Annotated in this window: 13 protein-coding genes; 6 read left to right on the top strand and 7 right to left on the bottom strand. The window is 67.1% G+C overall.

Translation table 11 applies throughout. The annotated features are described in order from the left end of the window. Nucleotides 1-194 precede the first annotated feature (194 nt). The 4 genes from lpdA to KF684_02235 form a co-directional block, all read right to left on the bottom strand. Complete coding sequence (lpdA, locus tag KF684_02220) at nt 195-1,736, bottom strand: dihydrolipoyl dehydrogenase (GenBank protein ID MBX3351724.1); 1,542 nt, start codon at nt 1,734-1,736, stop codon at nt 195-197. Between the two features lie 146 nt (nt 1,737-1,882). Further along, a complete protein-coding gene (locus tag KF684_02225) occupies nt 1,883-2,590 on the bottom strand; it encodes a PIG-L family deacetylase (protein ID MBX3351725.1) in 708 nt (235 codons plus the stop codon). Nucleotides 2,591-2,774: 184 nt separating this feature from the next. Next, on the bottom strand, nt 2,775-3,647 hold the full coding sequence (gene truA, locus KF684_02230) for a tRNA pseudouridine(38-40) synthase TruA (GenBank protein ID MBX3351726.1): 873 nt from the start codon (nt 3,645-3,647) through the stop codon (nt 2,775-2,777). A 305-nt stretch (nt 3,648-3,952) separates the two neighbouring features. Beyond that, nucleotides 3,953-5,071 (bottom strand): AAA family ATPase, encoded by a 1,119-nt coding sequence (locus tag KF684_02235; GenBank protein MBX3351727.1) that lies wholly within the window; start codon nt 5,069-5,071, stop codon nt 3,953-3,955. Nucleotides 5,072-5,194: 123 nt separating this feature from the next. On the opposite strand from KF684_02235, the gene KF684_02240 reads away from it, so the two are divergent. Next, complete coding sequence (locus KF684_02240; protein ID MBX3351728.1) at nt 5,195-6,217, top strand: hypothetical protein; 1,023 nt, start codon at nt 5,195-5,197, stop codon at nt 6,215-6,217. A gap of 55 nt (nt 6,218-6,272) precedes the next feature. Here KF684_02240 and KF684_02245 read toward each other — a convergent pair whose 3' ends face one another. Beyond that, nucleotides 6,273-7,403, bottom strand: a complete 1,131-nt coding sequence (locus tag KF684_02245; protein MBX3351729.1) for a hypothetical protein — start codon at nt 7,401-7,403, stop codon at nt 6,273-6,275. A 749-nt stretch (nt 7,404-8,152) separates the two neighbouring features. On the opposite strand from KF684_02245, the gene KF684_02250 reads away from it, so the two are divergent. The 5 genes from KF684_02250 to KF684_02270 all read left to right on the top strand — a co-directional run bounded on the left by KF684_02250 (nt 8,153) and on the right by KF684_02270 (nt 11,354). Then, on the top strand, nt 8,153-8,539 hold the full coding sequence (locus KF684_02250; protein MBX3351730.1) for a DUF2294 domain-containing protein: 387 nt from the start codon (nt 8,153-8,155) through the stop codon (nt 8,537-8,539). Nucleotides 8,540-8,690: 151 nt separating this feature from the next. Beyond that, on the top strand, nt 8,691-9,674 hold the full coding sequence (gene sucD / locus KF684_02255; protein ID MBX3351731.1) for a succinate--CoA ligase subunit alpha: 984 nt from the start codon (nt 8,691-8,693) through the stop codon (nt 9,672-9,674). Between the two features lie 200 nt (nt 9,675-9,874). Then, on the top strand, nt 9,875-10,363 hold the full coding sequence (locus KF684_02260; GenBank protein MBX3351732.1) for a MarR family transcriptional regulator: 489 nt from the start codon (nt 9,875-9,877) through the stop codon (nt 10,361-10,363). An 82-nt stretch (nt 10,364-10,445) separates the two neighbouring features. Beyond that, the gene (locus tag KF684_02265) at nt 10,446-10,925 is read left to right on the top strand and encodes a DoxX family protein (GenBank protein MBX3351733.1); all 480 of its coding nucleotides are present in this window, start codon (nt 10,446-10,448) and stop codon (nt 10,923-10,925) included. A gap of 57 nt (nt 10,926-10,982) precedes the next feature. Further along, nucleotides 10,983-11,354, top strand: a complete 372-nt coding sequence (locus KF684_02270; GenBank protein ID MBX3351734.1) for a nuclear transport factor 2 family protein — start codon at nt 10,983-10,985, stop codon at nt 11,352-11,354. On the opposite strand, the gene KF684_02275 is transcribed toward KF684_02270, so the two are convergent. Next, on the bottom strand, nt 11,336-12,262 hold the full coding sequence (locus KF684_02275; protein MBX3351735.1) for a hypothetical protein: 927 nt from the start codon (nt 12,260-12,262) through the stop codon (nt 11,336-11,338). The genes KF684_02270 and KF684_02275 overlap by 19 nt on opposite strands. A gap of 102 nt (nt 12,263-12,364) precedes the next feature. Then, nucleotides 12,365-15,202, bottom strand: coding sequence for an aconitate hydratase AcnA (gene acnA, locus KF684_02280; protein ID MBX3351736.1), 2,838 nt, complete (start codon nt 15,200-15,202; stop codon nt 12,365-12,367). Between the last annotated feature and the right edge of the window lie 57 nt (nt 15,203-15,259).

The following is a 15,259-nucleotide window of genomic DNA, read 5'->3' on the forward strand; positions in this document are numbered from 1 at the left end:
TTGGGGTGAGAACCGCTCGATCCACACAGAAAGCTAACCACGGACGGGTGAAGCGAGGAGGAACCTCGGATGATCTTCGTTTCATTCTGCGCCGATCGAACGGCGCAACCCCGTGGAAACCCCGCAGACGACAAAAACAAACGCGGCTCCCGTCGCCGGGAGCCGCGAGAACATTCCGTAGTGTCACGCCGAGGTCACGCGTGGATCATGCGGCCTTCGGCGGCCAGCGCCGCCTCGTGCACCGCCTCGTGCAGCGTCGGGTGCGCGTGCATCGTCACGATGATCTCCTCGGTCGTCGCCTCGAGTCGGCGCGCAAGGCCCAGCTCCGCGATGAGTTCCGTCGCCTGCGACGCGAGGATGTGCGCGCCGAGGATCTCGCCCCGGGGAAGACCGCGGATGATCTTGATGATCCCCTTGTTCTCCGCCGCCGCGATCGCCTTGCCGTGCGACTGCATGTTGTACACGCCGACCTCGTAATCCTTGCCCTTCTCGAGCCCGTTCTCCTTCAGCGCACGCTCCGTGAAGCCCACGCTCGCCACCTGGGGGTGGCAATAGGTGCAGCCCGGGATCACCGAGTAGTCGATGGGGATCGGGTCGTGCCCGGCGATCCGCTCCACGCAGGTGACCGCCTCTTCCATCGCCACGTGCGCCAGCCAGGGGGGCCCGATCACATCGCCAACCGCGTAGATCCCCTCGAGGTTCGTCTTGTAGGTGATCGCCTTCGCCGGCTCCATCGAGTTCGCCACATAGTCCGTCTTGATGTGGTCGCGCTCGGTCTTCAGCCCCAGCGCATCATCAAACAGCCCGTCGTAGCGACCCTTCACGCCGATCGCCAGCAGCACCTTGTCCGCCTCGATCACTTCCTTCTTGCTCTCGTCGGCCTTGCCGTCCTTGAACGGCGCCACCGTGACCTTCACGCCGCCTCCGGGGGTGCCGGTCTTCTCGACCGCCATCGTCGTCGTCGAAGTCCGGATGTCCATCCCGTCCTTCTTGTAGATCTTCTCCAGCGCGTTCGAGATGTCCTCGTCCTCCACCGGGAGGATCCGCGGCAGCATCTCGATCACCGTCACCTTCGTGCCGTAGGTGTGGTAGAAGTACGCGAACTCCATGCCGATCGCGCCGGCGCCCACCACGATGAGCGACTTGGGCTTGCTCTTGAGCGTCATCGCCTCGCGCGCGCCGATGACCTTGTCGCCGTCGATCTTCGCGAAGGGCAGCTCACGCGCCACCGAGCCGGTCGCGACGAGGATGTTCGTGCCCGTGATGACCTCGCGGGGCTTCTTCTGGATGTCCACCGGCGCCGTGGTCAGCTCTTCCTTGACCTTCGCGTCGTAGATCTCGACCTTGCAGGGCGTGGAGCCCTTGCGGGCCGCGACGATCTTGGCGCTGCCGACGATGTGGTCGATCTTGTTCTTCTTGAGGAGGAACTCGATGCCCTTGTTCAGTTTGCCCGCGACATCGCGCGAGCGCCCGATGACCTTGTCCCACTTGACCTCGACGCCCTTGAAATCGAGGCCCCAGAAGTCGGCCTCCTTGACCTTCTCGTAGAGTTCGGCGTTGGCGAGGAGCGACTTGCTGGGGATGCACCCCCAGTTGAGGCAGACGCCGCCGAGTTTGGCGCGCTCGACGCAGGCGACCTTCATGCCGAGTTGGGCGGCCCGGATGGCGCCGACATACCCGGCGGGCCCGCCGCCGATGACGATCAGGTCGTAGTGCTTACCGCTGGAGTCAGCCACGCTCGGTCTTCCTTCCTGCGTGAGGGGGTCGAAAGGGGAAACGGATCGCCGCGGCGCCTCTCCGGCGAGCCGGGAGTCGTGCGGGGCGGGATTGTAGCGGGCACGAACTTGGAGACAGGCGCTGTCCGGTCATCGCGCCGGCGCGGCTACTTCCCCGTCGGCCCCATCACCAGCCCGCTCAGCGACTCCAGCGCGATCGGCTCGCGCGTGAAGAACCCCTCCGCCGCCTTCGTCGCGATGCGGCTGCCCAGGTACACGCCCGCCGCCTCGATCCAGTCCACCACCTGCGCGTTCGCCTTCACGAACTGCGTCTCGTACGCGCGGATCGCGTCGAGTTTCCGCCGCTCGTACCCCGTGATGTCGATGCAGAACGACGGGCTCGCGACATGGCGCAGATGCGTGCAGTAGTAGTAGAACACCCACCTCGGATAGATCCGCTCGCCTGGGAGCCCGATCTTGCTCAGTTTCGCGTCGAACCGCGCGTCCTCGCAGATCCGCGTCGTCGCGACATGGTCGGGGTGCGCGTCCTCGAAGTACGGGATGAACAGGATCTCCGCCTGGTGCTTGCGGATCTCCCCCGCCACGGCGTGTCGCGCCTCGATCGTGTGCTCCACGAACCGGTTGGGCAGGTCGAGGCACACCCGGCGCACCTTGCCCTTCTCCCCGGCGAGGATCTTCCGGGCCGCCTCCGCCTCCTTGGCGCGGGTCTCCGGGTCGCCAAGGGGCGTCGGCTCGCCGTTGGTCATGTCGAGCAGCAGGATGTCGTGGCCCTGATCCGCGAGTTTCGCGACCGTGCCACCCATCCCCGCTTCCTGATCGTCGGGGTGCGGCCCGACCACGATGATGTTCGCCATGCTCGCCTCTTCTCATCCCCCTCCCTCTCGCGGGAGGGGCTCGGGGAGGGTCTTCTTCTTCATCCCCCTCCCACTCGTGGGAGGGGGTAGGGGGAGGGTCTTCGATCGTTCGTCAGTCCAGAATACGACGCATCCAGATCCGGGCCCTCCCCCTTCCCCCTCCCGCGAGCGGGAGGGGTGACGGTCACTCCTCCTGCTCGACCGCCTCGCGCTCTGCATCGCTCCCCCAAGCCCGCTCCCTCGCCGCCAGCGTCGGGTCGAGCACTTCCGGGGGGTACTCGATCCACTCCAGCCGCAGCCCCGTCGGGGGCAGCGTGGGCCCGGCGAGCGTGCGATCGCCGCTGCGCAGCGCCTCCGCGACGCGCTCGGCCCCCATCCGCCCCTTGCCCATCTCCACGAGCGTCCCGGCGACGATGCGCACCATGTTGTGCAGGAACCCGTTGCCGCTGATGTCGATGGTGATGCGCCCGTCGTCCTGTCTGACCACCTCGCACACGTGGACGGTCCGCACCGTGGTCTTCCTGCCGTGGCCCGCCTTGGCAAACGCCGCGAAGTCGTGCTCGCCCACCAGCAGCGCGGCGCCCTCGCGCATCGCGTCGACATCCAGCGACGCGCCCGGGCGCATCTGCACATGGTGGACGAACCTTCGATCCCACAGCGGCCTGCCCCCCCCGTCGCGCAGCGAATAGCGGTACCCCTTCGACGACGCGTCCGAGATCGGCTGGAAGCACGCCCTTACCGGGAAGCACTCGAGCGCCACGATGTCTTCGGGCAGTCTCGCGTTGATCGCGGCCAGCAGCGACTCGTCCGGCGCACCCACCCTGTCCGATGCGTCCGATCGCGTGAACGCCGCGACCTGCCCCGCCGCGTGCACGCCGGCGTCGGTGCGGCTCGCACCCTGTATATGCACCGGTTCGCGTATGGCCTCGCGCACGGCGCGCCGGACAATCGCCTGCACCGTGCGCACCGATTCGACCTCCGCGCCCTCGCGGGTCTGGATCTGCCACCCCGAGAAATCGGTCCCGTCGTACGCGAGTTTCAGCAGGAATCTGGCCACGCGACCCAGCGTAGGCCCGCTGGACGCCAAGGCATCGGCGCGAGTGATGACCTCGCCCGGTCAGCGTGTCTCAAATCTGTGTCATTCCGACCGGAACCGGCGCAATCCGGGGTGCGAATCAGCCAAGGAGCGAGAGATCCCCACTCGCGGCCAGACCGGCGACGCGTTGCCTGACCAGCGACGCCCAGACCCGCCGACCCGCCGCGACACAAGGGGGGACCGTAAACAACCCCGTCGGCCCGGTCGCTTGAGTGCGCAGCGACCCCCGACGGGGTTTGTCGTTTTTCTGCATATGCGTGCGCCGCTCAGTGCCCGAAGAGGTTCGTCTGCGCGAACATGCCGCGCTCCTCGAAGTGCGCCATCGCTTCCTCGACCGAGCCGAAGACCTTCGTCGCCGTCTCGGTGATGAAGGGCGAGGGCGCCTTCCTGGGCTTCCACACCACGTACACCTCTTTGGTGTGCTCGAAGGCGTGGTGCAGTTCGCGCTCGACGCCCGACGACAGCCCCGGCACGCCCCCCGGCAGTTCCGGGATGTACGAGCAGATCATGTCGCTCTGGTCGACGAGTTTGAAGTCGCGCATGTAGATCTGCCCGTCGATGTCGCCCGCGATGTCCAGCACGCCGCGCACAGGAACGCGGATGTTCACCGCGCCGCCCCGCTCGCCGCTGGGATGGATCGTGGTCTCGACGAAGTCCTTGCCGTCCTTGGCCGCCGCGATCGCCCGGTCCAGCAGCAGCTTCTCGTCGACGTCGCCCGGGTCGAACGCGATGAACTTCTCGGCCAGCGCCGCCCGGAACTGGTCGATCTCCGCGAGCACCGCCGGCATCCCGACGACGTGGCTCATCGGGAAGCTCGGGTACACCTTCTTCATCTCCGGGCGGCACACCAGGCGGAACATCGTCCGCGTGTTCTCGCCCGTCCGCCCCCGGCTGAAGATGTAGAACGGCTTGCGCATCGCGTTCGCCATCATCTCGGTCGCGAGGATCTCCTCCTCGCGCCACACCATCAGGTCCTTCAGCGTCGCGTCGACCTCGTGCTCGCTGTGCAGGCGCCAGTGCACCGTCTCGATGTTGTCCACCAGGCACACGAACATGTCCGGCTCGAACCGCTCGACCTGATCGAAGTCGATCGCGCTGAACAGCCCGTGGCGCCAGCGGAAGGTCGCGTGCGAGTTGACCATCACATGCTGCTTGCCCGCGCTCTCGCCGATCACATCCCGGAACACCGCCCGGCGCAGGGACTGCAGGCGGCTGAGGGGCAGGTCGAGGATCCGCCCCGGGCGCACGTCCCGCGCCTCGGCGTACATCATCTGTCCGATGTTGAACAGGTCGACCGACTCCCCCTGCGCGCCGGCAAAGTCACGAACCCCGCTCAGGAACGGGGTCTTGTCCATGCCCACCTGTCCGGTCACAAGCACCCGCATGCGCGACGCTCCTCGCTGGTCGACCTCGGTTCTCGGACGCGCCCGACGCCCGCCGCGCGCGTGACCAAGGGTATGCCCACACCCCCCTTGAAACGCCGCGAAGGTTTTGTATCTTTCTCTGCCATGATCAACTTCCGGTGTTCCTGCGGCGCCCCCATCGGCATGCCAGACCACGCGGCGGGCAAGACCGCCAAATGCATGACCTGCGGCTCGCGCCTCGTCGTCCCCGCCCTCACCCAGTCTCCCGTCGCCGCTCCGGCAGCCCCGGACGACGACATCCCCCTCGAACTCGAGCCCGAGCCGCCGCGCCCGGTCACCCGCGCGCCCACCGCCCTGCCGCCCCGCGAGCCGGAACGACCCGCTGCGCTCCACACAAAGTACACCACCGCATCTTCAGAGGCGCACGCCTCCGCAAGGCAGGCGCGGAAGCAGAGGGGCTACTTCGCCGACGCCCTGGCGAGTTTCCTGATCCCGCTCACGCCCCTCGGCCTCGTCGCGATGACCGGACTGACCACCCTCCTGGTGATCATGAACATCATCCCGATCCTCGTGGTCGCAATCCTCGCGATGCTCATCGCCTACGGCGCTCTGGCGGCGTACTGCTTCGAGGTGATCGTCGATACCGCCGGCGGAGAAGACTCGCTCCCCATGCCCGCCGGCATCGAGGAATGGGCATCGGACCTCCCCGAAGCGCTGATCGCCATGGTCGCGACCATCCTCGCGACATTCTTCCCGATGATCCTCGTCGGCACTCTGTTCCCCATGATCGGGATCTCGGACGAGGCCACGGACATCGCCATGCTCGTCGCGATGGCTGCCGGCGTGTTCATCTTCCCAGTCGCAATCCTCTGCGTCGCGATGGGCGGCATGGGCACGCTCCTCCGCCCCGATTACCACATCCGGACGATCCTCTCTGCGCCCGGGCAGTATCTGCTGATCTGGTGCATGCTGCTGCTGGTCTTTGCCGTTCAGGTCGGCGTGGGCCTCCTGCTTGAGAGCGAGGATGCCAGCGAAGGATTCCTCGCCTTCCTCCTGACAATCGCCGTGTCGAGCCTTCTCACGGTCTACGGGCTCATCGTGACGATGCGCCAGATCGGCCTCTTCTACCGCCACTTCTCCGACCGCTTCCCCTGGTCCGCCGGCTGAAAAGACAGCGCGGGCCTTCCGACCCGCGCCGCCCGCTTCGGTTTGATCCGTTCACTCACCGACGCCGGCGCGCCGTCAGCACGCCCGCGAGCGCGAGCACCGCCGCCCCGCCCGGCGCAGGAACCACCGTCAGGACGAAGCCCGACAGCGTCCCGTCCTTCATCAGCCCCGTCCCCACGATCTGATTCAGGTCGTTGATGCTCGTCGCTTCGAGCAGTTCCACGAACCCGACCTCCGCGAGGTTGTCGACCAGCAGCGCCAGCTCGAGCGCCCGACCGTCGAGGTACAGCGTCGCCGCGTTGGCCGGCTCGCTGAAGCCGAACGAGCGCCCGACGATCCACCCGTTGTTGTTGATCGACAGCGCGTCGCTCTCCTCGTACTGCGAGCCCTCGAGGATGCCGAGGTTCACCCAGTCGCCCGGGCGCTCGGTGTCGAACAGCGCCGCGCGCGGCGCGCTCGCGCCGTCGTTCGCGAGACCAACGACCTGACCGAGATCGTTGATGTCGAACGCGCGGCTGAAGGTCCGCCCGAGGGGCCCAAGGTCGATCGTCTCGCCGTACGAGTCACCCTCGCGCCGCGTCAACGCCGCGCGATCGGGCGAGAACAGCCGGTACGAGAACCCGACGACATCGCCCGCCTCGTTGATCGCGGTGTTCTTCGACTGGTTGTTGCCCTCGATCGTCCCAACATCCACGATCTCGCCCCCGAGCGAGTACACCAGCCCCTGTCGCTGCGCCGGCCCGAGCCGACGAGAGCCGACCATCTGGCCCGACTCGTTGATGTCGAAGACCTCGGTCCCCCCGGTGGGGTCCCAGATCTGCCCGACATTGACCACCTGACCGTTCGGCTGCCACAGCAGCGCCTCGGTCTGCCCGTCGGTGCGATAGCCGTAGCCGACGACCTGCCCGGCGTCGTTGAGGTTCATCGCGAGCGTCTCGCTCGTGGCGCTGAGCCCGGCGAGCTCGACCATCCCGCCGCCATCCGTCCACCGATACGCGCCGACAGTCCCGTTCGCGCGCACGAACTGACCCACCACCACCCCGTGGTTGTTGATCGCCAGCCCGAGCGACTCAGCGCCGCCGATCGCCTCGATCCGCTGCGCCGTGAACCGGGGAGCGGTGGCGCCCGCCCACGCCGACGACGCGAGCGCCAGCAGGCCCGCGCCGACCAAACACATCTTGCTCATCTCGTGCTCCTTTCTCACTCAACCGCCGCGCGCCGCCTTGCGTGGATCGCCTCGACCCCGGCGCGCCGGCGGGAATCATTCGGAGGAAAACGGTCATGGTTCCTCCGGAATTTGAGCGGCAACCAGCCGGCGCGCATGACACGCGATCGCGGAATTACCCAGCACAGCACCCGCCGCCCGGACGAGTGAGCCCCCGGGCTTCCTCTAGAAAAAAACGCGGGCATCGCTGCCCGCGTTCTCTCCACATCCCCCCCATCTCCTCATTCGTCACCGGCGTCACTCGCAGGCGCGCACAACATCGCGCAAGACCTCGTGCAGATCGAGATCAACGAACCCGTCGCGATCGATGTCGCCCGCCTTGTTCCGTATTCCCCCGGCGTTGCTTGAACTTGCGATGCGTCTCCGCACTCCATCCATACTCCTGCCCCGCGCCGCCATCGCGCCGGACTGTGCGCCGAAAACGCACAAAGCCGCCACGATGGAACACGCGTGTGTTCGATCGTGCCGGCCCTTCGCTCGCCAGAAAGCCCTGAAAACCGAGCTTTCCTGCGTCTCGTCAACCGACGGTGGTTCTCTGTTGTCACCGGCGAAACATCGTTGCTTTCACCGTGCGAAACATTACTTTCCACCCCCCTCCGAAAGCAACATTGGTGTACAATTTTTTTGACTGTTCGCCGCTATCCCTGCGCCAAGGAAAACATCTGCCAGGGCAGAGTCACCTACGCCCAATCCCCGAGAGAGCGTGCTCGATGAAGACCAGAGGAGAGATCGAGGACGGTATCTGCGCAGGCATGATCCGCTTCGAACAGGAGTACATGGGGCGAGGGCCGAAGCACATCGACGCCCACCTCGTCGGCAACATGCTCATCGTCCGCATGCACGACGTCCTCACCGCCGCCGAGAAGCACTTGGTCACGACACGACCCCCCGAGGACGGACGCGAACTCGTGCAGAGGATGCGCGCCAAACTCCTCGAAGCCGCCCGTCCGGCCCTCGACCTCCTCGCCGAGAGCGTCTGCGGCGTCAAGCCGGTGACCACACATCACCATGTCTGCACCGCTTCCGGCGAAGAGATCGTCGTCTTCTCGCTGAGCACGACGCCGACCGTCCGCGACAAGCCGAACCACCGACCGTAACGGGCGGCGCAGTCGGTGGGCAGGTTCCGAGACCTCCAACCCGCTTTCTCGCCTCCCGAGGGCTGGTTCTTCGCCCGCTCCCAGGGCTTCCACGCCTATCCTCCCGACCCGAATCCAACCGTCCCCGAACCCGCGCCGGAGCCCCTCCACTATGGCCATCCTCGTCGACGCCAACACCAAGGTCATCTGCCAGGGCATCACCGGCTCGTTCGGCGCCCTCCACACCCGCGGCTGCTACCACTACGGCACCAAAATGGTCGGGGGCGTCACCCCGGGCAAGGGTGGCACGAAGGACGACAACGGGCTCCCCATCTTCAACACCGTCAAGGACGCCGTGCACGCGACCGGCGCCAGCGCGACGATGATCTTCGTCCCGCCCCCCTTCGCCGCCGACGCGATCCTCGAAGCCGCCGACGCCGGCGTCAAGGTCATCTGCGCCATCACCGAGGGCGTTCCCGTCCAGGACATGGTCAGGACCCGCGCGCTGCTCGACGAGATGAACGCGACGCGCGCCGCGAAGGACCGCATCACGCTCATCGGGCCCAACTGCCCGGGCGTCATCACCCCCGGACCCAAGACCGGCTCGGGCGATTCGGCGAAGTCCCCCTATACCAACGCCGGCTGCAAGATCGGCATCATGCCCGGCTACATCCACACGCACATCAGCGAGTCGAAACTCGGCAAGGCCGTCGGCATCGTCTCGCGCTCGGGCACGCTCACCTACGAAGCGGTGTGGCAGACCAGCCGCCTCGGGCTCGCGCAATCCACCTGCGTTGGCATCGGCGGAGACCCCGTCCGCGGCATGAACCACATCGACACCCTGCGCGCCTTCGAGGAAGACCCCGACACCCACGGCATCATGCTGATCGGCGAGATCGGCGGGACCGACGAAGAAGCCGCCGCCGCCTTCGCCAAGGCCAATGTCAGCAAGCCGGTCGCTGCGTTCATCGCCGGGCGCACCGCGCCCCCCGGGCGACGCATGGGCCACGCCGGCGCGATCATCTCCGGGGGCGAGGGCGGCGCCGACTCCAAGATCGCCGCCCTGCGCGACGCCGGCTTCGAGATCGCCGAGACCCCGGCAGACATGGGCGCCGCCATGGCCCGCGCGATGGGCCTCGAACCCGCGATGGTGTGAGGGGGAAGGCACGGGGCACGGGGCACAAGGCAAGAGGCCCGGAACGGCGCGCAGGGCGTGAACGGGCGCTTTCTAACCCCCCTCCCGCTCGCGGGAGGGGCTGGGGGAGGGTCTTCCCACAAAAAACAATCCCCGGGTGATGAACCTTGACTTCTCCCCGGACGATATTATTGTTGTCACAGATATCGACGAGACACACAATGCCGCCTCGCACCCTCCAGCACGAGATCGGGAAGAAGAAGCCCTTCGAGAGCCCCTCCGAAGAGGCCTTCCTCAACATCATCCGCACCGCCTCCACCCTCGAGGGCGACATCGCCCCAATCCTGCGCGAGCACGGGCTCACCGAATCCTCCTACAACGCCCTGCGCATCCTGCGCGGCCACCACCCCGCCGGCGCGACCTGCGGCACGGTCGGCTCGCACATGGTCGTGCGCGTCCCCGATGTCACCCGCCTCCTCGACCGCCTCGAAGAATCCGGCCTGGTCACCCGTGAGCGCAACACCGTCGACCGACGCGTCGTCATCGCGAAGATCACCCGCAAGGGCCTCGAGCTGCTCGCAAGACTCGACAAGCCCCTCCTCGACGCGCACGACGCGCAACTCGCACACATGACCCAGCAGGAACTCCGCACGCTCAGCCGCCTGCTCGTGAAGGCCCGCGCCCGCGTCGACGCGCCCCCAACCCAATGAACCAAACCCGCCCGCGCCCGTCGCGCGGGCATCGCACGACCTATATATCTGTTGTAACAATCAATGTGAGAAGGACTGAACCGTGACCGCCGAAACACAGCAACACTCGCCCCGCGTCGCCCCGATGGATGTCTCCCTCCTGCTCATCCGCCTCATGGTCGGCGCCATCGGCGTCTTCCACGGCGGGCAGAAACTATTCGGCCTCTTCGGGGGCTACGGCCTCAAGGCCACCAGCGAATGGATGGCCTCCATCGACATCCCCGCCCCCATGCTCTCCGCCTTTATGGCGGGCGCGACGGAGTTCTTCGGCGGCATCTTCATCGCCCTCGGCCTCCTCACGCGCTTCTGGGGCATTGGCTTCGCCATCGCGATGCTCGTCGCGATCGTCACCGTCCACCCCAGCGCCTTCTCCGTCCAGAACAACGGCATGGAGTTCGCCCTCAGCGTGGGCGTCATGACACTCGCCCTCGCCATCAGCGGCCCCGGGCGCCTGAGCGTCTTCACGCTCGGCGCACGCCTCGCCGGCAAGCCCGCGCTGCGCCCCCACTTCGCGCTCGCGTGAAGTTCATCACACAAAGCGAAGGCCCCAGCATCACCCAGGCAATCGAAAGGAAACACTATGAACCTGAACGACCTCGTCCACGACCTGATCAGCCACATCGGCCAGGGCAAGATCCTCGAAGCGATGAACACCTTCTACCACGCTGACGCCACGATGCAGGAGAACCGCGGAGCCCCGACGAAGGGCCTGGCCGCCAACATCGAACGCGAGAAGCAGTTCCTCGGACAGATCAAGGACTGGCACGGCTTCGAGGCGACCAATGTCGCGATCACCGAGACCGCGCCGGGGACCGGCGTCGCCGCCATCGAGAACTGGCTCGAGTTCACGAACACGGAAGGCAACAGGATCCGTTACGAGCAGGTCAGCGTGCAGAAGTGGAAGGACGGCAAGATCGTGCGCGAGCGCTTCTACTACGACACGGGCGCCTGATTGGGCACACCCGCCGGCGCTTTGCGAAGCGCCGACCCCACCGGCAGCAGCACCTTCAGCGCGGCGGGCTGGACCCTGATGTCCAGCTCGCCGCTCGCATGCCCGGCGAACTCACCGTCGAGCTGCAGCTTTGCGCCCTGGGATTCGTCGATCGTCACGACCGCGCTCGTCGCGTGCTCCGAAACCAGCCACCGGCTGGCGCCCTGCCTCCCCACGCGACAGCCCACAGTCCACGACAGCGCGCGCACGCGGGAGCTGCACGGGAAGAACACCACGTCGAGCAGCCCGTCGTCCATCAGCGCGCCGCGCGCGGGGTTGATCCGACCGCCGTACTGACGCGAGTTCGCCACGACGACGAACCCGCGACGCGCGTCCACCACCCGGCGGCCATCAACATCGATCGACATGACCGGCAGGTTCGGACGCCGGAACTCGGCGATCGAAGGCCCGAGGTAGCTCAGCTTGCGGATCGGCCCGGTCCGGGCGGCGGCGACGCGCGCGACGATGCTCGAGTCCGGACCAACGCCGGCCATGATCGCGAACCAGCGCCCGTTGATCGTCGCGCCGTCGATGGACGCGACCTTCGCCGCCCCGATCGCGCGGAGCAGCGCGTCGGCGTCGGTCGTCATGCCGAACTCGCGCGCGAAGAGGTTCTCCGTGCCGAGAGGCGCGTGCCAGATCGCCGCGTCGCTCTTTGCGAGCGCCGCGAGCTGGTGGTGAACCGTCCCGTCGCCGCCGACGATCACGACGACCTCGGCGCGCTTGACCGCGTCGGTCGACGACGGCTCGCGCGCGGAGTGTTCCTCGACTTCGTGCCCGGCGAAACCGATCGTCTCGCGCAGGTCCCGAGCGACGCGCAGGGCGCGCCCACGGCCGGACGACGGGTTGGCGAGGATCGCGACGCGCATCGGACGCAACAATAGTCGGCGCGAGCGCTCGCGCCGCCAGAAGAAAACGCCGCGGAGACCGGCTCCGCGGCGTGGCTTGGTCGATTCTTGACAGAGCAGCGGTCAGGCCGGCTGCATGCTCTCGTTGAGCTTCTTACGGATCACGAAGGGCAGGATGCCCCCGTGGCGGTAGTACTCGACCTCGACCGGCGTGTCGACGCGCGACATCGCGTCGAACTCGATCACGCGCCCGTCGGGCGTCGTGGCCTTCACGTGCACCATGGCGCGGGGCTCGAACGGGTCCGGCAGGTCGAGGTCGAACACCTCGAAGCCGGTGAGCCCGAGGGTCGCGGCGGTCTGGCCGGGCAGGAACTGCAGGGGGAGCACGCCCATGCCCACGAGGTTGGAGCGGTGGATGCGCTCGAACGATTCCGCGATGACGGCGCGCACGCCCAGGAGCATCGTGCCCTTGGCCGCCCAGTCGCGCGAAGAGCCCATGCCGTAGTCCTTGCCTGCGAGCACGATCGAGGGCAGGTTCTCTGTGCGGAATCGCATCGCGACGTCATAAATCGGCTCGATCGGGCCCGTCCCGCCCCGCTGGCTGTCGCGCGTCCACCAGCCCTCCTTGGGCTTGCCGTGCTCGCTGGCGAGTTTGTTCTTGACGCGGATGTTGCCGAACGTGCCGCGGGTCATGACTCGGTCATTGCCGCGTCGCGAGCCGAACGAGTTGAACATCGAGACGGGCACGCCCTTCTCGAGCAGATACTTCCCGGCGGGGCTGTCGACCGGGATCGCGCCGGCAGGCGAGATGTGGTCGGTGGTGACCGAATCGCCGACGAAGACCAGGCATCGCGCGCCCTTGATGGGCTGCACGCCGCGCGGCTCTTCGGTCATATCCTCGAAGAATGGTGGGTTCTGGATGTAGGTCGACGACTCGTCCCACGCGTACAGGTCGCTCTCGCGCACCGGCACCTCGTTCCACATCTCGTTGCCGTTGAACACGTTCTCGTACTGCGAGCGGTACTGCTCGGAGTTGATGCACTGCGCCTTGACCGCCTGCACCTCGGCGTGCGTCGGCCACACGTCCTTCAGGTAGACGGGCTTGCCGTCCCTGCTCGTCCCGAGCGGGTCGTGGAACAGGTCGATGTCCACGGTCCCGGCGATCGCGTAGGCGACGACCAGCGGCGGGCTGGCGAGGTAATTCGCCTTGACGTGCGGGTTGATGCGCCCCTCGAAGTTGCGGTTGCCCGAGAGCACACTGGTCGCGACGATGTCGCCCTTCTCGATCGCCGCCGCCGTCGCGTCGGGCAGCGGGCCCGAGTTGCCGATGCAGGTCGTGCAGCCGTACCCGACGGTGTGGAAGCCGATGGCCTCCAGGTCCTCGGTCAGGTTGGCCTTGTTGTAGTACTCAGTCACGACCTTGGATCCAGGCGCGAGCGAGGTCTTGACCCACGGCTTGCGCGTCAGCCCCAGCGCCCGCGCCTTGCGCGCCACCAGGCCCGCCGCGAGCATGACATCGGGGTTGCTCGTGTTCGTGCACGAGGTGATCGCGGCGATCACCACGTCGCCGTGATGCAGCGAGTAGGTGCGCCCCGCGTCCTCGACGAGCACGCCGTTGGTGGTGCGCGCATCGCCCTGCTCCTCCCGGGCGCCGGTCGAGTTGTCGAGCTTGCGCACGCCCTGGGCCGACTCGCCGCCCTCGCCGCTCCAGCGGTCGATGCGGACCGCCTCGGCCACATCGCGCTTGCCGAAGGTGTCGACCAGATCCTTGCGCCACTGCGCCTTCATGTTCGTCAGCGCGATGCGGTCCTGCGGCCTGCGCGGGCCGGCCATGCTGGGCTCGACGGTCGAGAGATCCAGCTCCAGGCGCTCGGAGAACGCCGGCTCGGGGCTCGTCTCGTCGTGGAACATGCCCATCGCCTTGAAGTACTTCTCGACCAGCTCGATCTGCTCGGCGCTGCGCCCGGTGAGGCGCAGGTAGTCGAGCGTCACCTTGTCGACCGGGAACATGCCGACGGTCGCGCCGTACTCCGGCGCCATGTTGCCGATGGTCGCGCGGTCGGGCAGCGAGAGCGTCGCGATGCCGGGCCCGTAGAACTCCACGAACTTCTCGACCACGCCGTGCGCGCGGAGCATCTGCGTCACCGTCAGCACGAGGTCGGTCGCCGTCGCGCCCTCGGGCAGCTTGCCCGAGAGCTTGAACCCGACGACCTTCGGCGTGAGGATGTAGACCGGCTGACCGAGCATGACCGCTTCGGCCTCGATGCCGCCCACGCCCCAGCCGACGACGCCCAGACCGTTAATCATCGTCGTGTGCGAGTCGGTGCCCACGCAGGAGTCGGGGAACGCGACGGTGCGCCCCTCGTCGTCCTTCTTCGTCAGCACCGCGCCCGCGAGATACTCGAGGTTCACCTGGTGCACGATGCCCGTCGCCGGGGGAACGCAGGTGAAGTTGCGCAGGGACTTCTGGCCCCACTTGAGGAACTCGTATCGCTCGCGGTTGCGCTCGAACTCCTTCTCCGCGTTGATCGTCAGCGCCGTCTTGCTCCCGAACGCGTCCACCTGCACCGAGTGGTCGATCACGAGGTCGCACGGCACGAGCGGGTTGATCTCGTTCGCGTCGCCCCCGAGTCGCTTCATCGCGTCGCGCATCGCCGCCAGATCGACCACGCACGGCACGCCCGTGAAGTCCTGCAGCACCACGCGGCCGGGCATGAACGGCAGCTCGGTCTCCAGCGGTGCATCCGCCTTCCAGTTCGCGAGGACCGAGACGTCGTCAGCGGTCACCACGAAGCCGTCGAGATTGCGCAGCATGGCCTCGAGCAGCACCTTGATCGAAAACGGCAGTCGCGAGACCTGCCCCACGCCCTGCTTCTCGAGCTCCTGGATGTCGTAATAGAAGAACTCGCCGTGGGAGGTCTTGAGGGATTTTCGGGCGTTGAACGGGTTGGGGCTGGACATCGAGGGCGCCTCTGCGGTTGTGGGGTTCGTTCGGAGAACGATGTGCCGGTAGCGTAG

The organism is Phycisphaeraceae bacterium (genome assembly GCA_019636675.1).
In the GTDB taxonomy this organism is placed as follows: Bacteria; Planctomycetota; Phycisphaerae; order Phycisphaerales; family UBA1924; genus JAHBXC01.